This is a genomic window from Paraburkholderia dilworthii, from assembly GCF_000472525.1.
Taxonomy (GTDB): domain Bacteria; phylum Pseudomonadota; class Gammaproteobacteria; order Burkholderiales; family Burkholderiaceae; genus Paraburkholderia; species Paraburkholderia dilworthii.
Window position 1 is genome coordinate 98,772 of record NZ_AWZT01000006.1, and the last position, 18,290, is coordinate 117,061.

General features: G+C 62.1%; 22 protein-coding genes, 1 tRNA gene and 1 riboswitch. Of the genes, 14 read left to right on the forward strand and 9 right to left on the reverse strand.

Annotated elements, in window-relative coordinates; all coding sequences use genetic code 11:
- The first annotated feature begins 180 nt into the window (after positions 1 to 180).
- A complete protein-coding gene (locus F759_RS0107940) occupies positions 181 to 1,014 on the forward strand; it encodes an EAL domain-containing protein (RefSeq protein ID WP_027799375.1) in 834 nt (277 codons plus the stop codon).
- A 422-nt stretch (positions 1,015 to 1,436) separates the two neighbouring features.
- Here F759_RS0107940 and F759_RS0107945 read toward each other — a convergent pair whose 3' ends face one another.
- Entirely contained in the window at positions 1,437 to 2,222 is a 786-nt protein-coding gene (locus F759_RS0107945) for an IclR family transcriptional regulator (RefSeq protein ID WP_027799376.1), read from the reverse strand.
- 94 nt (positions 2,223 to 2,316) lie between these two features.
- Between F759_RS0107945 and F759_RS0107950 the strand changes: the two genes are divergently transcribed.
- On the forward strand, positions 2,317 to 3,507 hold the full coding sequence (locus tag F759_RS0107950) for an acyl-CoA dehydrogenase (protein ID WP_027799377.1): 1,191 nt from the start codon (positions 2,317 to 2,319) through the stop codon (positions 3,505 to 3,507).
- A gap of 172 nt (positions 3,508 to 3,679) precedes the next feature.
- Here F759_RS0107950 and F759_RS0107955 read toward each other — a convergent pair whose 3' ends face one another.
- On the reverse strand, positions 3,680 to 4,318 hold the full coding sequence (locus tag F759_RS0107955) for a peroxiredoxin (RefSeq protein WP_027799378.1): 639 nt from the start codon (positions 4,316 to 4,318) through the stop codon (positions 3,680 to 3,682).
- 341 nt (positions 4,319 to 4,659) lie between these two features.
- Between F759_RS0107955 and F759_RS0107960 the strand changes: the two genes are divergently transcribed.
- The 3 genes from F759_RS0107960 to F759_RS0107970 all read left to right on the forward strand — a co-directional run bounded on the left by F759_RS0107960 (position 4,660) and on the right by F759_RS0107970 (position 6,104).
- Positions 4,660 to 4,962, forward strand: a complete 303-nt coding sequence (locus F759_RS0107960) for a DUF883 family protein (RefSeq protein WP_027799379.1) — start codon at positions 4,660 to 4,662, stop codon at positions 4,960 to 4,962.
- A 139-nt stretch (positions 4,963 to 5,101) separates the two neighbouring features.
- Positions 5,102 to 5,488, forward strand: a complete 387-nt coding sequence (locus F759_RS0107965; protein ID WP_027799380.1) for a phage holin family protein — start codon at positions 5,102 to 5,104, stop codon at positions 5,486 to 5,488.
- Positions 5,489 to 5,639: 151 nt separating this feature from the next.
- A complete protein-coding gene (locus F759_RS0107970) occupies positions 5,640 to 6,104 on the forward strand; it encodes a DUF3318 domain-containing protein (RefSeq protein ID WP_027799381.1) in 465 nt (154 codons plus the stop codon).
- A gap of 97 nt (positions 6,105 to 6,201) precedes the next feature.
- On the opposite strand, the gene F759_RS0107975 is transcribed toward F759_RS0107970, so the two are convergent.
- From F759_RS0107975 to glyA, 7 genes are all read right to left on the reverse strand, one after another.
- Positions 6,202 to 6,633 carry a type IV pilin protein gene (locus F759_RS0107975; protein ID WP_027799382.1) on the reverse strand — a complete coding sequence of 144 codons (432 nt, stop codon included), beginning with the start codon at positions 6,631 to 6,633 and terminating at the stop codon, positions 6,202 to 6,204.
- A 10-nt stretch (positions 6,634 to 6,643) separates the two neighbouring features.
- A complete protein-coding gene (locus F759_RS0107980; protein WP_209440479.1) occupies positions 6,644 to 7,090 on the reverse strand; it encodes a pilus assembly PilX family protein in 447 nt (148 codons plus the stop codon).
- Between the two features lie 173 nt (positions 7,091 to 7,263).
- Entirely contained in the window at positions 7,264 to 8,076 is an 813-nt protein-coding gene (locus tag F759_RS0107985; protein ID WP_027799384.1) for a type IV pilus assembly protein, read from the reverse strand.
- Positions 8,073 to 8,444 (reverse strand): type IV pilus modification PilV family protein, encoded by a 372-nt coding sequence (locus F759_RS0107990; protein WP_209440480.1) that lies wholly within the window; start codon positions 8,442 to 8,444, stop codon positions 8,073 to 8,075. Before F759_RS0107990 ends, F759_RS0107985 begins: the two co-directional genes overlap by 4 nt.
- A gap of 83 nt (positions 8,445 to 8,527) precedes the next feature.
- Positions 8,528 to 9,088, reverse strand: a complete 561-nt coding sequence (locus F759_RS0107995; protein WP_027799386.1) for a GspH/FimT family pseudopilin — start codon at positions 9,086 to 9,088, stop codon at positions 8,528 to 8,530.
- A 204-nt stretch (positions 9,089 to 9,292) separates the two neighbouring features.
- Positions 9,293 to 9,775 (reverse strand): transcriptional regulator NrdR, encoded by a 483-nt coding sequence (gene nrdR, locus F759_RS0108000; protein ID WP_027799387.1) that lies wholly within the window; start codon positions 9,773 to 9,775, stop codon positions 9,293 to 9,295.
- 6 nt (positions 9,776 to 9,781) lie between these two features.
- On the reverse strand, positions 9,782 to 11,029 hold the full coding sequence (gene glyA, locus F759_RS0108005) for a serine hydroxymethyltransferase (RefSeq protein WP_027799388.1): 1,248 nt from the start codon (positions 11,027 to 11,029) through the stop codon (positions 9,782 to 9,784).
- 166 nt (positions 11,030 to 11,195) lie between these two features.
- Positions 11,196 to 11,304, reverse strand: a riboswitch (ZMP/ZTP riboswitch).
- Positions 11,305 to 11,542: 238 nt separating this feature from the next.
- Between glyA and ydfG the strand changes: the two genes are divergently transcribed.
- From ydfG to F759_RS0108050, 9 genes are all read left to right on the forward strand, one after another.
- Positions 11,543 to 12,289: a bifunctional NADP-dependent 3-hydroxy acid dehydrogenase/3-hydroxypropionate dehydrogenase YdfG gene (gene ydfG, locus F759_RS0108010; protein WP_027799389.1), complete on the forward strand. Its 747-nt coding sequence runs from the start codon at positions 11,543 to 11,545 to the stop codon at positions 12,287 to 12,289.
- Positions 12,290 to 12,348: 59 nt separating this feature from the next.
- Positions 12,349 to 12,828 (forward strand): tol-pal system-associated acyl-CoA thioesterase, encoded by a 480-nt coding sequence (ybgC, locus tag F759_RS0108015; protein ID WP_027799390.1) that lies wholly within the window; start codon positions 12,349 to 12,351, stop codon positions 12,826 to 12,828.
- Positions 12,829 to 12,985: 157 nt separating this feature from the next.
- Complete coding sequence (gene tolQ, locus F759_RS0108020; RefSeq protein WP_006047860.1) at positions 12,986 to 13,663, forward strand: protein TolQ; 678 nt, start codon at positions 12,986 to 12,988, stop codon at positions 13,661 to 13,663.
- A gap of 10 nt (positions 13,664 to 13,673) precedes the next feature.
- The gene (gene tolR, locus F759_RS0108025) at positions 13,674 to 14,120 is read left to right on the forward strand and encodes a protein TolR (protein ID WP_025601528.1); all 447 of its coding nucleotides are present in this window, start codon (positions 13,674 to 13,676) and stop codon (positions 14,118 to 14,120) included.
- A complete protein-coding gene (gene tolA, locus F759_RS0108030) occupies positions 14,117 to 15,118 on the forward strand; it encodes a cell envelope integrity protein TolA (RefSeq protein ID WP_027799391.1) in 1,002 nt (333 codons plus the stop codon). The genes tolR and tolA overlap by 4 nt, the downstream gene beginning before the upstream one ends.
- Before the next feature lie 136 nt (positions 15,119 to 15,254).
- The gene (tolB, locus tag F759_RS0108035) at positions 15,255 to 16,547 is read left to right on the forward strand and encodes a Tol-Pal system beta propeller repeat protein TolB (protein ID WP_027799392.1); all 1,293 of its coding nucleotides are present in this window, start codon (positions 15,255 to 15,257) and stop codon (positions 16,545 to 16,547) included.
- 31 nt (positions 16,548 to 16,578) lie between these two features.
- Positions 16,579 to 17,088, forward strand: coding sequence for a peptidoglycan-associated lipoprotein Pal (pal, locus tag F759_RS0108040; protein WP_025601536.1), 510 nt, complete (start codon positions 16,579 to 16,581; stop codon positions 17,086 to 17,088).
- 19 nt (positions 17,089 to 17,107) lie between these two features.
- Entirely contained in the window at positions 17,108 to 17,857 is a 750-nt protein-coding gene (gene ybgF, locus F759_RS0108045) for a tol-pal system protein YbgF (protein WP_027799393.1), read from the forward strand.
- Between the two features lie 203 nt (positions 17,858 to 18,060).
- Positions 18,061 to 18,136, forward strand: a tRNA-Lys gene (locus F759_RS0108050).
- Positions 18,137 to 18,290: the final 154 nt, after the last annotated feature.

Genomic DNA, 18,290 nt, shown 5'->3' on the forward strand with positions numbered 1-18,290 from the left:
GTATACCCTGAAAACGTGAATGGCAGCGCGCGACGGGCCCGCCGGGCAAGCGTTGGCCGGATATCGTTATCAGCATTTTGTTCATGTGGGCGCGGTGCAGGCTGCTACCATCGAAGGATGCGGCGCAGGCGCCGTGTGTTCACGCGCCGAGCGCACCACTCACCTGATCCACTCGCTTAAATGATTCCGCCGACCATCCCCAATCTCATTGTCCGCGCTTCTGAGCATCCTTTTCTCGGCAAACATCTGGCGATGGGGCACGGCGCGAGCGGCGACATTGCGCTCGCGCGGTTCAACGAACTCGAACTGACGAGTGCTTATGAACCGATCTTCGACATCAGCGTGCACGCGTTGGCGCAGTCGCTGTCGTCGGATGTGGAAAACGTCGACCGGTTCGGCGATGAACTGGGTTTTCAGGCGGTCACTCAGCGGCTCGACGCCGCGCCGTTCGATATGTTCGATGTGTTCGACCGCATCGCCGACGATCAGGAAGTCGTCGCGCTCGACCGCATGTCGCGCGCACTGCACGCGGTCAACTTTTTCGGCGCACAGCGGCACGGACTGCTTTTCCTGCGCGTGCACGAGCGGCTCCTGAAGAGCGTGAAATACGATCACGGGCGGCACTTCTCGAGTGTGCTGACGTCGTTCGGGCTGAATCCATCGAGGATAGTGATCGAACTGCCGGCAGCCGCGGTCGCGCACAAGACTTTTCTCGGCTATCTGACCAAGAGCTATCAGCATTACGGCTTCAAGGTGGCGGGCAATCTGTCGAACGCGGGGCAGATTCTGTCGGTGTCGGACACGGCGCGGCTCGATTTCATCAAGATGGACGCGGCAATCGCGCTGCGCGATGCGACTGTGAAGCCGCTAGTGGGTTACGCGAACCGGCTGCGGATTCCGCTCATCTTCAACCGCGTGGTGGACGAACCGCAATTCGAGGCGTTGCAGCAATACGATGTGCGCTTCGTGCAAGGGCCGCTGTTCAATGCTCATTATCACGACCGCGCGGCTTGATTGATGGGGTGTTGGGCGTGAGGTGATTTTTGCGTGAGCGGTTTGCTGGGTATGGGTTGTTTGGTTGGTTGGTCTGAGCCGTCGGACTGATTTGTGCGGTTTGGGTTGGTTCGCTCGGGTGGGTTCGTTTGCGTTGATTCGCTTGGGCCGGTTCGTTGGGTTGATTCGTTCGGGCTGGTCCGGTTGATCCGATTCGCCTAGTCTGATCCGCCCGGTTTCATCCGCTTGGTTTCATCCGCTTGGTCTGGTCGGCTTCGCCTGCTCCGCTTGACCTGCCCTGCTCCACTTGCTGCGTTCGCTTGGCCTGCTCCGCTTCGCCTAGTCCACTTGCTCCAGTCCGCTTGCCTGATCTGCTTGGCGTGGCTGATTTGCCGCGCCCGACGAACTCGACCTGATTAGCTCGGCTCGATCCATCCGGCGCCTCAGCCGACGTCGCCAAGGCGACGCGCGAGTGCCTTCAGCCGCGGCGCGACCTTCTCACGAAACACCTCTTCTCCCATCGACGAAGCCGGCCCGCTGCAACTCAGCACGAGCCAGCGCCCTTCGCGCGGCTCGCGAAACGGCACCGCGACTGCGTTGACATCGTCATGCCAGGCGCGAAACGAATAGCAGCAGCGCTCAGTCTCGAACGTGGCGATTTCCTCCACAGCGTCCGCGACCAGCGCCGCTGCACCCTTGCCCGCCGCTTTCCTCAACTCGGCAAGCAACGCGGCGCGCACGTCGGCCGGCTGCACGGCGAGATACGCGCGGCCCATCGAACTCGTCAACATAGACAGTTTGGAACCGGGCGCGAGGCCAAGCGTCAGCGCGGTTTCGCTGCGAATGGTGTCGAGATAGATCATGTCGAGGCCGTCGCGGCAGCCGAGCGAAACCGCCGCGCCGACCTCGCGCGCGAATGCGCGCATATGCGGGCGCGCAAGCTCCAGCGTGTCGGTGCCCGAGAGCAGCGCAAACCCGAGTGACAGCACGCCGGCATCGAGCGCATATTTGCCCAATGCCTCATCGAGCCGAAGATAGCCAAGCACGGTCAGCGTGTACGCAAGGCGGTTGACAGTCGCCTTCGGCAAACCCGTGCGTTCGACGAAGTCGCGGTTGCCGAGCATCGTCTCCCCTGGTTTGAAAGCGCGCAGCAAATCAAGCCCGCGCGCGAGGGCGACGACGAATTTGCGCTCGTCGAGCGGTTCGGACAAAGTGGATGCAGGCGTCATCGGGTGATACACTCGGGCGTGGTTTGCAAAACATTGTTTCGCATAGCGGAACTCAAGTCAAGCTGGAATCAAGCAAGGAATCAGGAGATACGTCATGGCAGAGGCCGCGCAGTTTCACTGGGAAGACCCGCTGCTGCTGGATCAGCAGCTCACCGAAGACGAACGCATGGTGCGCGACGCCGCCGCGGCGTATGTGCAGGACAAGCTGCAGCCGCGCGTGCTCGAAGCGTTCCGCCACGAGAAGACCGACATCGAGATCTTCCGCGAGATGGGCGAACTCGGATTGCTCGGCCCGACAATTCCCGAGCAATACGGCGGTCCGGGGCTCAACTACGTGGCGTATGGTTTGATTGCGCGTGAAGTGGAGCGCGTCGACTCCGGCTACCGGTCGATGATGTCAGTGCAGTCTTCGCTGGTCATGGTGCCGATCTACGAGTTCGGCTCCGAGGCGCAGAAGCAGAAGTACCTGCCGAAGCTCGCCACCGGTGAATGGATCGGCTGCTTCGGGCTGACCGAGCCGAATCACGGCTCCGACCCGGGCAGCATGGGGACGCGCGCGAAGAAAGTGGACGGCGGCTACTCGCTATCGGGCTCGAAAATGTGGATCACCAATTCGCCGATCGCCGATGTTTTCGTCGTATGGGCCAAGCTCGAGGAAAACGGCAAGGACGCGATTCGCGGCTTCATTCTCGAGAAGGGCTGGAAGGGCCTGTCGGCGCCGACCATCCATAGCAAGGTGGGCTTGCGTGCGTCCATCACGGGCGAGATCGTGCTCGACGAAGTGTTCGTGCCGGAAGAAAACCGCTTTCCGGAAGTGAGCGGCCTGCGCGGTCCGTTCACGTGCCTAAACTCGGCGCGCTACGGCATTGCGTGGGGCGCGCTCGGCGCGGCGGAAGCCTGCTGGCACACCGCGCGTCAGTACGTGCTCGACCGCAAGCAGTTCGGCCGGCCGCTCGCAGCGAACCAGTTGATCCAGAAAAAACTCGCCGACATGCAAACCGAGATCACACTCGGGCTGCAAGGCGTGCTTCGCCTTGGCCGCATGAAGGACGAAGGCACGGCCGCCGTCGAGATCACGTCGATCATGAAGCGTAATTCGTGCGGCAAGGCGCTCGATATTGCGCGGCTCGCGCGGGACATGCTAGGCGGCAACGGCATCTCGGACGAGTTCGGCATCGCGCGGCATCTGGTGAATCTGGAAGTGGTGAATACCTATGAAGGCACGCACGATATTCACGCGCTGATTCTCGGGCGCGCGCAAACGGGCATTCAGGCGTTTTTCTGAGACTTCTCTGAAGCACGGATTCCGTCGATGGCGGCGGGGTTCCGTGCGTTGTTAAAAAGAAGGCCGGTTCGAGATGAACCGGCCTTCTTTCGTTTATGACACCGCTTCTTGCTTTGGTGTTTGGGGTAACGCGGGTTCAACCCGCGCGTTCAACCGTGCGGGAACCGCCGGCTTACTTGTTCGGCTGCGGCGTCATGCGCAGATACGGACGCAGCGCCTTGTAACCCTTCGGGAATTTCTGTTTGATCACCTCTTCGTCCTTCAGCGACGGCACGATCACAACGTCGTCACCCTGCTTCCAGTTGCCCGGCGTTGCAACCGAATGGCTGTCGGTGAGTTGAAGCGAATCGATTACGCGCAGCACTTCGTCGAAGTTGCGCCCCGTGCTCGCCGGGTACGTGATGATCAGACGCACTTTCTTCTTCGGATCAATGACGAAGAGCGAGCGAACCGTGAGCGTTTCATTGGCGTTCGGGTGGATCATGTCGTACAACTCGGACACTTTGCGGTCGCCGTCGGCCAGAATCGGAAACCCGACGTTGGCGGCCTGCGTCTCGTTGATGTCCTTGATCCATTCCTTATGCGACTCGGCACTGTCAACCGACAACGCGATGGTTTTGACGTTGCGCTTCGCGAATTCTTCGGCGAGCTTGGCGGTGAGCCCGAGCTCGGTGGTGCAGACCGGCGTGAAGTCGGCCGGGTGCGAAAACAGCACGCCCCAACTGTCGCCGAGCCATTCATGGAACCTGATGCGGCCGATACTCGACTCCTGCTCGAAATCCGGTGCGATATCGCCAAGACGTAGACTCATGTGCATCTCCTAAAGTATTCGGACACCAGCGCGAGCATTTGCCCGCGGCGCTTCGCAAAGATAAAGCATACGGCAGCGACCGTACACGCCGAACGAACATTGGCTCACTACCTTATGCCTTTTTGTAATTTTCGCCGATTTAGTGGAAACTTTGCGGGACAGATCAACTCCATCATGATCTAACATCATCTGCAAGGGGTCATGCAGTTGTTGTTCTCAAGCGTTTCGCCTCGTCAGGAACGGTTCGTGCGTTCGGCTCGGGCAAACTAGGCAGTGCGCTCGCCAGCCGCCGTTTCTTTGGATACGATTCACGCGTGGCGTGAGACGAAGGGGAGCTGTCAATGTCGGAAGTCAACAAGGAGAGATTGATGTCGGATATCAAAACCGTCCTCGCGGACGCGGAAGACCTGCTGAAACAGGCCGCAAGCGCAACGGGCGAGCGCGCTTCGGAACTGCGCGAAACGGCGCTGTCCCGTCTGAAGCAAGCCAGGGAAAAAGCGGCCGACGTGCAAGTCGTCGTGGTCGAAAAAGGCAAGAAGGCTGCTCGCGTAACCGACGACTACGTTCATGAGCATCCGTGGGCGTCCATCGGCATTGCCGCGGGCGCCGGCGTGCTGCTGGGCCTGCTGATCAACCGCAAGTAACACGACTGCACGTTGCCGGACAATCCATGTCCGGCATGCCAGCTAATCAAGTTGACCGGCGCATGCCTGGCCGGTCCACTTATCTTGGCGCGCACGTTTGCACGCGCCGCTTAGGCCAACACGCGCAACGCCCATAGCCATGACGACCGACACACAATCGCAGCGCGAACAACATAGCCCGTTACGCCGCATCATCAGTTCGGTGTCTGCCATTCTGCAAACCCGCCTTGAACTGATCGGCATTGAACTGGCCGAGGAAAAAGACCGCCTCCTAGGCGTGCTTTTCCTTGGCCTTGCCGCGATGATGCTGACCACTATGGCCCTGATCGCACTCACTGCGTTGATCGCCATTGCGTTCTGGGACACGTACCGATGGCAGGCGCTTGCCGGGATCACACTTGTCTACGCGATTGCAGGACTGACGTGCGGACTCAAAGCGCGTAGTGGATTGCGCCGTGCGCCGATGGTTTTCGAGGCCACCATCGCAGAGTTCGAAAAAGACCGCGACGTATTTCGTAGACCGTAGCACGGCGAGCGTATCGAACACACGACGCCTTTTTGCTGATCGTGAATTTGTGGACGCTCGCAAAGCGCTTGTGCACTCCACCAGTTGCCGCAACGCTTTCTGTACCGTCCGTTGCGCCGTTCCCCGCCCTCCCACACACTGCCGAAAAGCCATGAACCAGCGCCACTCGAGTTCCGCATTCCGTAACCTGCGCCAGCCGGCGAGAGACCTTAGCGCGCCGCATCTGCGAGCGCTACGCAAGGAATTGCTGCTCGTGCGCGCCGAGGTCGAGCGCATGGAACTCGCCGAGGCAACCATCGAATTGCGCGAGGCCGTCACGCACTTCAGTTGGCTCAGGTTCCTTGTGCCGGGTCTGGGCGGGCTGCGCATGGGCAGCGGTTCCAGGGCGAGCTTTCTCAACGCCGGGACAATTGGCGCTCTGCTCAAGCAATATCCGCTAGTCAGCTCGATCGCCTCGCTGGTTCTTGCCAAGCCGCTGCGCGCTACCGTTGCCTCCGGCGCCAAGCCCGCACTGAAATGGGGCAGCTTGGCGTTTGCCGCGTGGGAAGCGTACCGCGTGTGGCAGCAGATCAAGAGTGAGTCCGGTCGTTCGAAAGATTCGGGCAATGAGGAATGAAGTGCTGTTTTAGGGTACTCGAGGTCAGTGCTTCGTGGTTTCGTGGTTTTCTGCCGGTCTTTGAGCGCACCGCACCATGCCAGGTTTTGGCTGCCTGCTAGCCCGTGCCCCAGCATTGCGCGGTGAGCGGTGCCGAACCAACCGCGACATTCTTGTTACTTCGCATGCCGGTCGCGTCGAGCGTGAAAATGCCGCAAGCGTCATCGCGCATCGGACCCAACTCGTCAGGTGCTGCTTCAATCGAATAGCCGCCGTTAGCATCGTCCGCCGCAAGAACACGCAGCCGATAAACAGCCGAGCCGAATTGAGGAGCCTGATCGAGCCCCGGCGGCAGAGCGGCAATGCCGTCGCTGGCCACACCCTCGACGAATTGCGCTGCCCGAAACAGCGCCGATGCCGCGTCGACGCGATGCGTTCGGGCAACGTGGCTGCGATATGAGGGCACGGCAAACACGGCCAGCACCGCGACTATCGCGAGCGTGATCATCAGCTCGAGCAAGGTGAATGCGGATACGTACGGCCTTTTCATCCATGCCTCGTCAAAAGGGCCGCGCAGCGACGCGCCGCCAATGGCGTTCGATCCTGTCGCCGTCGTCGATCACCAGTTCCATCTGCAGCCATGCTTGCGACTCCTCCTTCTCGCCAAAACCGCGCGATGTAATCAAATACGCTCGTGCGTCAGGGCGAGCGGCGAGGCGCCATCCTTCGACCACGCATTGAGGAACGCGCACCGACCCCGGCCACCTGGCGACAGGTGTCGCGGCCGCGCCTCCGAACACCGCTTCGAGTTTCCATTGCGCCGGCTCGCGGGCGGCTGGCGGAACTGCTACCGCGCCTATACCCGTGGAGACCACGACGCCGCGGGCGCATAAACTCAATGCCGAATCGGCAGCGTGGAATGCCTGCAAATAGTCGCGCACATTGACGGTGCTACGCGCCGCCGCGATAGATGCCTCGAACCACGCCGCCGATGTCGCCAACAGCATCGCCGAAATCAGCAGAACGATCGGCAGCACGGCGCCGCGGCAGCGCCTGCGTGAAGCACGGCAACCCAAGCGTGAAGCGCCGCGCCCCTGTCCGCCTGGCACCAGCAATTGCTGTGTGCAGCCGCGCTGTGCCAGACCGACGCAGCGGCACGCCGCCCTGCTTTGTCTGTCGATCACGAGACGCCCTCCGCGTAATTGCGCAGCGCGACGCGCCGCCAGAATGCCTGCCGCGGATGTAAGTCGGTCGCAATTCCGCTTATGCCGTCGCAATCGATATAGCGCGACCGCTGCCCTTGCGGCGCACCGCGCACGAGCACGCAAAGATCGACCGCGAGGACGCTCGCCCACTGATCAGTCATCACCGCCGACGCGTCGATTGCGTTCGCCGCGCCGGCCAGCCAGTACCTGATCCGCAGGCGTTCGACGCCTTCAACCAGCGGCTGCGCGGAGCCCGTTTTGCCATTGCCTTCGCAGTAAAGCTCCGGCTCGCCGGTCGAACTGCTCACCTTGGCGTAGAAGCGATTGACCACCGGCACACCCAGGTCGCCAAGCGCCGCACTGTTGTTTGTCACGGCTTGTCCGAGACAGTCCGTTGTCTGTCCCGTCGATGACGGCCACGTCGACACGCTGTCGCCGACGTACCGCACCGCAACGCCGTCAGACTTGCCAGGCAATGTCTCGCAGCTCAAGCGGCTATCATCCGTGCCTGCGGGATGGCCGCCCGAGCAGCCGAACAAAGGCGCCGGTGCGTGATATTGCGCCGCGTCGGCCGGGACAAACCCCGCCATCTGCAATTGCTGCCCAACGATAGTGAGCGCGGTCAAGCCGGCTTCGCGGATACGCAGCACATTGTTTGCGCGTTCGAAGGCTGCGCGTTGCGTCGTATAAAGCGACACCACAGCTGCGGTCACCAGAAGTCCCAACGCAACCGCGATCACGAACTCGAGCAGCGTATGGCCGCGCGAACGATGCCAAGGCGACATCATTTGACGAACGCCAACGCGACGCATGAAAAGCCCACGGGCGCATCGACTGCGCCGCAACGCTCGGGCTTGTCGATCATGTCGTCGGCGCGCGGCGAGTTATGCGAAGCCGCCCATGTCACCCGGGCCGCCGACACACCATCTATTGCGACGACCGACACGTCGCCCCGCGGCAAAACGGTCGCCGCTCGTGCACTCCATGCACTGAGCGCGGCCTCGTTGGCGTATGGCGCAGACATCGCTTCGGCGACGGAATCGGCTATCCATGCGGCCTGTTCGCGCATCGACATCGCTCGGGCCTCACGCGCTGTCCACAATTGCCCGGCAATCAGGCCGAGCGCCGTTACCGCCATCACCGTGACGGCTAGCATCACTTCGATCAACGAGCTACCGCTGCACTGCCTGCAGCAGCGTTGCGCCGGCGTTTGCGCCGGAGATGACCCGATCGACGGCCTCACGACGCCGCTCCACATCCGCCTTCAACGATCCGCGTGCGGCCGCCCGCGGCAATACGAATACAGCGCCGCCACTTATTGCCCTGCGTCGCTTTAGATGGCGCTCGCGGTGCGATGTCGAAGCTGCGGAAGGTGCCGATCAACTGGCCTGCGGGTGGCGTGAATGTCAGGTTCGTCTGAGTGCCGACAATGCTCACTGAGGGGAGCGAGGAATGTGCGCGCAGCAGCGTAACGGTGCCGGCGCGGTCGGCCAGTACCGCCCAGCCGCACGACCAGTCGGCCACGCCATTGCCGCACGGTTGGCCGGCGGCAAGGCAGTGCCGCGCCGCATCGGTCCGGCACACGGTAACGCGAGCGCCGCGACGCACTGCTTCACTGCGTGCATAGGCGAAGGTCGACACGAGCGCCTTGCCGCGTGCGTCGACCTGATCCCGCACATGCCACGCTACGAACGACGGGGTCACCATCACCGCGACCACCGCCAGCAGCGCGACCACCACGAGCGTTTCGGCAAGCGTAAATCCGCCGCGCGGCGGGGAAGCGATTGCATGCTGTTTCATCTGCATCCCTGAATGTTTTCACAGAATGCAGACAATCTAGCGATTCGCGGACGACTCGACAATCGGCCGAACGGCCAGGTGGCATTCAGACGCTAGTGCGCGCAAGAATTCACGCGACGAACCATAACGGAGCGGCAAATGCAGAGACGTAGAGCCACACGGCAAAACACGAATAGTCGGACGCGACGCGAGGTGCGTCCGCGCTCAGCGCTTGCGGGAAGGCTTCGGAGGAGAGGAGGCGCGGCGAAACTCTTCGATCACGTCTTCAAATTCGGAGACGTCTTCGAAGCGCCGGTAAACAGACGCAAAACGAACATAGGCAATCGTGTCGAGCGCGCGCAACTCATTCATCACGAGCTCGCCGAGGCGCTCGCTGCGCACTTCGCGCTCGCCGCTGCCGAGCAGTTGATATTCGATTCGGGCGACGGCGGCGTCGATCGCGTCCGCTGCAACCGGGCGCTTGCGCAGCGCCAGTTGCATGCTCGCGACAATTTTGCGGCGGTCGAACTCGGTACGGCTGCCATCTTTCTTGACGACCGACGGCAACGCCAGCTCGACCCGCTCATACGTCGTGAAACGTTTGTCGCAGGCCGGGCAGCGGCGGCGCCGGCGAATCGTCGCGCCGTCTTCGGAGACACGCGAGTCGACGACCTGCGTATCGGCGTGACGGCAGAAAGGGCAATGCATGGCGGCTTAGCGGTAGACCGGGAAACGCTGCGTCAACTCGGCAACTTGCCCGCGCACACGTTCGATCGTGGCTGTGTCTTCCGGGTTTTCGAGCACGTCGGCAATCAGATTGCCCACCTGCTCTGCTTCCTTGACGCCGAAGCCACGCGTAGTCATAGCCGGCGAGCCGAGACGGATGCCGCTTGTCACGAACGGCTTTTCCGGGTCGTTCGGAATCGCGTTCTTGTTGACCGTGATGTGAGCGGCGCCCAGCGCGGCCTCCGCGGCCTTGCCGGTAATCTTCTTCGCGCGCAGGTCGACCAGCATTACGTGGCTTTCGGTACGGCCGGAGACAATGCGCAGACCGCGCTTGACCAGCGTTTCCGCCAGCACACGGGCATTTTCGACGACCTGTTGCTGGTAAGCCTTGAATTCCGGCGACAGCGCTTCCTTGAACGCAACGGCCTTACCGGCGATCACGTGCATCAGCGGGCCACCTTGAATGCCCGGGAAGATTGCCGAGTTGATCTGCTTTTCGAATTCGGCCTTCATCAGAATCACGCCGCCGCGCGGGCCGCGCAGGCTCTTGTGCGTGGTAGTGGTGACGAAATCCGCGTGCGGCACCGGGTTCGGATACACGCCCGCCGCAATCAGCCCCGCGTAGTGCGCCATATCGACCATGAAGTACGCGCCGACCGACTTCGCGATTCGGGACATACGTTCGAAGTCGATGCGCAGCGCGAATGCGGACGCGCCAGCAACGATCAGCTTCGGCTTGTGTTCCTGCGCGAGCTTTTCGGCAGCGTCGTAGTCGATGTCTTCAGCTTCGTTCAGGCCGTAGCTCACCACGTTGAACCACTTGCCCGACATGTTGACGGGCGATCCGTGAGTCAGGTGGCCGCCGTGCGCGAGGCTCATGCCCATGATCGTGTCGCCCGGCTTGAGCATCGCGAAGAACACGCCCTGGTTTGCCTGCGAGCCCGAGTTCGGCTGTACGTTGGCAGCTTCCGCGCCGAACAGCTGCTTCACCCGGTCGATGGCCAGTTGCTCCGCCACGTCGACATATTCGCAGCCGCCGTAGTAGCGCTTGCCCGGATACCCTTCGGCGTACTTGTTCGTGAGTTGCGAGCCTTGCGCAGCCATCACAGCGGGGCTCGTGTAGTTTTCCGACGCGATCAATTCGATGTGCTCTTCCTGACGGCGGTTTTCCTGCTCGATCACCTTCCAGAGTTCAGGGTCGACGTTGGCGATGGTGCTTTGGGCTCTGTCAAACATACGGATTCCGTTGAGTGTGTTCAGGTTGACCGGATCGTGCGCCGAATTTTGCGTAGAGGGTACGCGGCGCTGCTGGCGGCTGGGCCAGCCCTGACGTGGCGGAGGGAGAATCGCCGCACACGCGAGGCAGGACAGCCACCGTCAGCGCAAATCGATGCGCGCGGTTCACGGCTGCCCAGGCGAACGGCAAAACGGCACCCTGCGCTTCACGGTGGGTTTTTCCACCTTGAACCCGATTGGTTGGATCGGTTCTATCGCCAGTCACGCAGGGATGAGCGCGTTAGTTTATTGGAAGAGGATCGAATAGGCAACCGCGTTTGCGCCGCCGCGCGGGGCGCGAGCGGGGAGGCGATCCACGGCGCGCAGTCGAGTGCCGAGCCGAGCCGCAAAAGCCCGCAGGAAGGCGGCTGCGCGCGTCACACGACGCAACCGACCCGGCTCGTCTATCCTTGCCGCAGCGCCGCATTGGAAGTAGGCTTGCGGCCTTTCTCTCCTACCGACCAGGGAACTGCAATGATCGTGTTCGTCACCGGGGCGTCCGCAGGATTCGGCGCCGCCATCGCTCGCGCCTTCGTTAAGGGCGGCCATCGCGTCGTCGCCACCGCCCGCCGCAAAGACCGCCTCGAGGCGCTCGCGGACGAACTCGGCGACGCGCTTCTGCCGTACGAACTCGACGTCCGGGACCGCGCGGCCGTGGAGGCGGTTCCGGCAGCCTTGCCCGCCGGATTCGCCGCCATCGACGTGCTCGTGAACAACGCCGGCCTCGCACTCGGCGTCGAGCCGGCGCATCAGGCCAGCGTCGACGAATGGCAGACGATGATCGAAACCAACTGCACCGGCCTCGTCCAGGTCACACATGCGTTGTTGCCCGGCATGGTGGAGCGCAAGCGCGGCCATATTTTTAACCTCGGATCGGCCGCCGGCCGCTGGCCTTATGCGGGCGGTAACGTCTACGGCGCCACCAAGGCGTTCGTGCGCCAGTTCAGCCTGAATCTGCGCGCGGACCTGGCGGGCACCGCGCTTCGCGTGACCGACATCGAGCCGGGCCTGTGCGGCGGCACGGAGTTTTCGAACGTGCGCTTTCGGGGCGACGACGAAAAAGCCGGCAAGGTCTACGAAAACGTCCAGCCGCTGACGGCCGAAGATATCGCCGATTCGATCTACTGGATCGCCACTCGCCCGGCTCACGTCAACATCAACACGATCGAACTGATGCCGGTGGCGCAATCGTTCGCCGGTTTGACCATTCATCGCGGCTAAAGGCCCGCCAAACGGCGCGCACATCTTGAAACAGACCTCGCGGTGTGCGTTCCGGTAAAATGCGCCGCATGAATATGTCGACCAGCCAGCCAGGCACGGAAATCGGCCACACGTGGGGCATCCGCGTGTACTACGAAGATACCGACGCCGGCGGCATCGTGTTTTACGCGAACTATCTGAAGTTTTTTGAACGCGCGCGCACCGAATGGCTGCGCGCGTGCGGGATCGACCAGAACCGGCTCGCCGATGAAACGGGCGCGATCTTCATCGTCCGCAGCACCGCGGTCGACTATCGGGCGCCCGCGCGGCTCGATGACGTCGTCAAGGTGGTGAGCCGGATCGAGCGGCTCGGCAGAGCGTCCGTGGACTTCGCGCAGGAAGCGTGGCGCGACGGCACGTTGCTTGCTACCGGCTCGATCCGGGTCGGCTGCGTCGAGCGTACAGCGCTGCGCCCCGCCGCAATCCCGCCATCGGTTCTGGCCGCCCTGCGGCGTGGACCATGCGTGAGCGACGGCGGCGTGTCAACGAACGCATGCTGACTCTCGTTGTTACGGGGCCAGTGAACTCGCATCGATCAAGCAGCACAAAAGCATGGTTCGGCTTGCAGCACCGCCGATGCTTCCGTTTTGCTCACGGCAAGCTTCGTATGGCCTTGCAAAGCCGGACGCCCCTTTCGGGACGATAAAACGAACCTTTATGAACACTACACAAGATCTGTCGATCGTTTCTCTCGTACTCAATGCGAGCCTGCTGGCGCAGGCCGTCATGGCGCTCCTGTTGTTGTTGTCGCTGTTGTCGTGGACTTTCATCTTCCGCAAGTGGTTTGCGATCCGCCGCGCCCGCGCGCAAACTGAGCGTTTCGAACGCGATTTCTGGTCCGGCGGCGACCTGCAGGCGCTCTATCAAAGCGCGGCCAACAACCGTCACACCATCGGTGCACTGGAGCGGATTTTCGAATCCGGCATGCGCGAATTCCTCAAAGGCAAGGAAAAACGCCTGAACGATCCGGGCGCAATTCTCGACGGCGCGCGGCGTGCGATGCGTGCCGCGTTTCAGCGTGAAATGGACGTGCTGGAGGCGAACCTCGCGTTCCTCGCGTCGGTCGGTTCAGTCAGCCCGTATATCGGGCTGTTCGGCACCGTGTGGGGGATCATGAATGCGTTCCGCGGACTCGCCAACGTGCAGCAGGCCACGCTTGCGAACGTCGCGCCGGGCATTGCCGAGGCGCTGACCGCAACCGCGATCGGCCTGTTCGCCGCGATCCCGGCCGTGGTCGCGTACAACCGCTACGCACACGACATCGACCGTCTGGCGATCCGCTTCGAGACCTTCATCGAAGAGTTCTCGAACATCTTGCAGCGCCAGGCGCACTAAGGAGTCCACGATGGCAGGCTCTCGCTCCTCCAGCATGCGCGGCGGCCGCTCGCGCCGCGCGATGTCCGACATCAACGTCGTGCCGTATATCGACGTGATGCTCGTGCTGCTCGTCATCTTCATGGTGACAGCGCCGCTCGTCGCGCCGTCCATCGTCAATCTGCCGACCGTCGGCGGTGCAGCGCCGCAGCAACAAACCCCGCCCGTGATCGTGAACATTCGTGCGGACGGCAACATGAGCGTCAAATACAAGGACGACTCCGGCGCGCAGCAGCAGGAGGACATGACGAAAGCCGGCCTCAACGGATTCATCGCGGACCGTGCGCAGTCGCATCCTGATCAGCCCGTCGTGATCGCCGCCGACAAGACCGTCAAGTACGAAGCCGTGATGAACGTGATGTCCGAGTTGAAAGCACGGGGCGTCAAGCGCGTTGGATTGCTCGTCAAATCGCAATGATCCGCAAGAACACCGAATACCCGCTCCAGCCACCGCGTGAACGCGGAACCGGGCGAGCCTTTGTGTTCGCTCTGGCGATGCACGCGCTGCTTGGGTTCTTCCTGTATCACGGCATTCAGTGGCAAAACAGCACGCCCGAAGGCGCCGAAGCGGAACTGTGGACTGAAGTGCCGGACAGCGCGATCCCGCGCGTGGCTCCGCCGCCGCCCGCGCCCGTCGCGCCTGCCCCACCGGTGCCGGATGAACAGGCCGACATCGCGCTGCAGGAGAAGAAACGCAAGCAACAGGAAGCGGCTCGTCAGGCGCAACTTGCGGAACAGCAACGTCAGCAGAAGCTGCAGGCTCAGCAGGAGGCCGAGGCGAAACGTCAGCAGCAACTGGCCGAACAGGCGGCGCAACTGGCTGCTCAGAAAGCCGCAGCCGCGAAGCAAAAGCAACAACAGCAGCAGGCGGAAAAGCTCAAGCAGCAGCAACTGGCCGAGCAGCAAAAGCAGCAGTTGAAGGAACAGCAAGAGGAACAGAAGCAGGCCGAAGCCGAAGCGCAGAAAAAGGCGGACGCCCAGAAGGCAGCGAAGGCCAAAGCGCAAGCCGAAGCCGCGGCGCAGGCCAAGAAGGTCGACGCCGAACGCCGCGCGCGCCTCGCGCAGATGCAAGGCATGGCGGGGCCTCCGGGCTCGACCGGCAATGGCCTTGGCAAGAGCGGCACCGGCAGCGGCTCGGGCGGTAATGCGGCATCGCCGGGGTACGCCGACAAGGTGCGTCGCGTGGTGCGGCCAAACATTTCCTGGGGTGGCGAAACGGAGGGTCTCGAAACCGTGATCGCCGTTCGTTGTTCGCCGACGGGCACGCTGTTGAGCGCGACCATCGCGCACAGCAGCGGCAACTCGGCGTGGGACGACGCTGCGCTTCGGGCCGTTCAGCGCTCAGACCCAATGCCTCAGGATATCGATGGCAAGACGCCGCCAAACTTTAGAATCACGTTGCGGCCGGCAGGTTGATGGCAGCCTGACAGTAAGGTGACAGCAGACGCGGCGCCCCACCCGGCGCGGCTCACTCGGGAACGAATTAGTTCTTTTCCGGTCTGTCTGCTGTTGCGAAGCTTTAGTAAAACCGTTTTTGGGGAATCCATACAGCATGAGTTTGATGACCAAGCTAGGCCTGCGGACACTTGTAGCGTCGTGCCTGATCGCCGTCGGCGGCGCCGCCAACGCACAACTCAACGTCCTCGTGACGGGCGTCGGGTCCACCCAGTTTCCGATCGCAACGGCGAACTTCGCCAATGAAGCGAACTCGCCGCAACAGGTCAGCACCATCGTGCGTCAGGACCTGCAACGCAGCGGCAAATTTACCAATATCGACGCAGGCTCGGCTCCGGTTCCCGAAACGGCTTCGGTCGACCTCGGTAGCTGGAAGGCCAAGGGCGCGAATGCGTTCGTGGCCGGCAGCGTGAACCGCCTGCCGAACGGCCAGTACGAAGTGCGCTTCAAGCTGTACGACACCGTCAAGGGCGAAAGCCTCGGTGGCCTCGTGCTAGTGAGCCCGGAAAGCGGCCTGCGTATGAGCGCGCACAAGGTGGCCGACTACATCTACGCCAAATTGATGGGCGGGCGCGGCGTGTTTGCCACGCGGCTGTCGTATGTGATCAAGACCGGCAACCGTTATCAGTTGCAGATTTCCGATTCGGACGGTCAGGACGCGCACATTGCGCTTTCAAGTCCCGAGCCGATCATCTCGCCGGCATGGTCGCCTGACGGCACGAAGGTCGCATACGTTTCGTTTGAGAAGAAGAAGCCGATCGTCTACATCCACGATCTGCCCACGGGCCGCCGCATTGTCGTGTCGGATCAGAAGGGCAATAACAGCGCGCCGGCATGGTCGCCGGATGGGCGCACGCTCGCCGTGGCGCTCTCGCGCACCGGCAACACGCAAATCTTCGCGGTCAATGCGGACGGCACCGGCATGCGCCGTCTCACGCAAGGCAGCTCGATCGACACCGAGCCGACCTTCTCGCCCGACGGCCAGACGATCTATTTCACCAGCGACCGTGGCGGCCAGCCGCAGATCTACAAGATGTCGGCGCAGGGCGAAAGCGCCGGCGCGGCACAGCGCGTGACCTTCACCGGCAGCTACAACACGAGCCCGCGCGTGAGCCCGGACGGCAAGCAGCTCGCGTATATTTCGCGCGTCGGCGGCGGCTTCAAGCTGTATATCCAGGACCTGCAAGGCGGAACAGCCACGGGCCTGACGGACACGACACATGACGAATCGCCGAGTTTCGCGGCGAACGGTCAGTACATTCTTTACGCCACTCAGGTCAACGGCCGTGGCGTATTGGCTGCGGTTTCGACCGACGGTCGCACCCGGCAGGTCCTGTCAGTGCAAGGCGGCAGCGTACGCGAGCCGTCCTGGGGCCCTTTCATGCAATAACGTTGATGCAATAACACAAGGAGAGTAAAAAATGATGTCCAAACTTCGCTTCGCATTTGCAGTCCTCATGGTCGGTGTGTTGGCCGCATGTCACTCGGGCGTCAAGCTCGACGAAAACGCAAACAAGGGCGGCGCCGTCTCGACGCAGCCGAATCCGAACGATGTCGCGCAAGTGAACGTCGACCCGCTGAACGATCCGAACAGCCCGCTCGCGAAGCGCAGCATCTACTTCGACTTCGACAGCTACTCGGTGAAGGACGACTATCAGTCGCTGCTGCAACAACACGCGCAGTACCTGAAGAGCCATCCGCAACGCCACGTGCTGATCCAGGGCAACACCGACGAGCGCGGCACGAGCGAGTACAACCTGGCACTGGGCCAGAAGCGTGCTGAAGCCGTGCGTCGTTCGCTGTCGCTGATGGGCGTGACCGACTCGCAAATGGAAGCCGTGAGCCTCGGCAAGGAAAAGCCGCAAGCTACCGGTCATGACGAATCGTCGTGGGCACAAAACCGCCGCGCCGACCTCGTGTACCAACAGTAAGTAACGGGTGATGAGCCGAATGACGCATCGTTTCTTCTGGCTGCGATTTGCCGCAGCGGCCTGCGTCGCGGGCACGGTCCTCGCGGCTGTGCCGGCGCACGCCGGCATCTTCGACGACGATCAGGCCCGCCAGGCCATTCTCGATCTTCGGGCGAAGACCGACAGCCTGTCGAGTCAGTTGTCGGCGGCGCAGCGCACGATCCTCGATCAGTCCAACCGTCTCGACCAGATGAATCAACAGGTCGCGACGCTGCGCGGGCAGAACGAGGACATGGCCAATCAGCTCGCCACGCTGCAAAAACAGCAGAAGGACTACTACACCGATCTGGACACGCGCCTGAAGAAATTCGAGCCGCAGCAACAAACGGTGGATGGCGTTCAGGGCGAGGTTCAGCCGGGCGAAACGGATTCGTTCAATGCGGCTTCACAGCAGTTTCGCAACGGCGACTTCAAGAATGCGGCGGCGTCGTTCCGCAGTTTCATCGCCAAGTATCCGAACAGCCCCTATCAGCCGACCGCGCAGTACTGGCTCGGCAACGCGCTGTATGCGCTGCGCGATTACAAGGGCTCGACGGCGACTTGGCAAGGTGTCGTGAAGAACTACCCGCAGCATCCGCGCGCGCCCGAGGCATTGATGGCAATCGCGAACAATCAGCTCGAACAAGGCCAGAAGGCTGCGGCCAAGAAGACACTCGAGCAGATCGTCGCGCAATATGCCGGTTCGGACGTTGCGCAATCGGCGCAAAGCAAGCTGTCGCAGATCAAGTAGTCGTAGTAGTGTCGAGTAGTTGGCAGTAACGCGCAGTGTCCGCGAAGGACAGAAAAGATGGTCACGCGCGCCTCTCGCTGGAAAGCCCGGGGTCTTCATCCCCGGGCTTTTCACTATCTGAACTGCGCAAATCGTCCGTAACGGACTGCGCAGAACGGGTTGACAGCCCCTTGGGGCTATCGCTATAATTTCGCTTCTCTTTTGGGTCGTTAGCTCAGCTGGTAGAGCAGCGGACTTTTAATCCGTTGGTCACAGGTTCGAATCCCGTACGGCCTACCAAAAGATTCAAGGGCTTACACGCGTCAGCGTCGTAAGCCCTTTTCTTTTGTGTCGCAGTTTCTCTCTGCGGCGCGCGCTCCAGCGTCTTCGCAACAGTCTCCCCCAAGAACAAGCGCAAGGCGAAGTCGAAGGCGAAACTACCTACACGATTCCC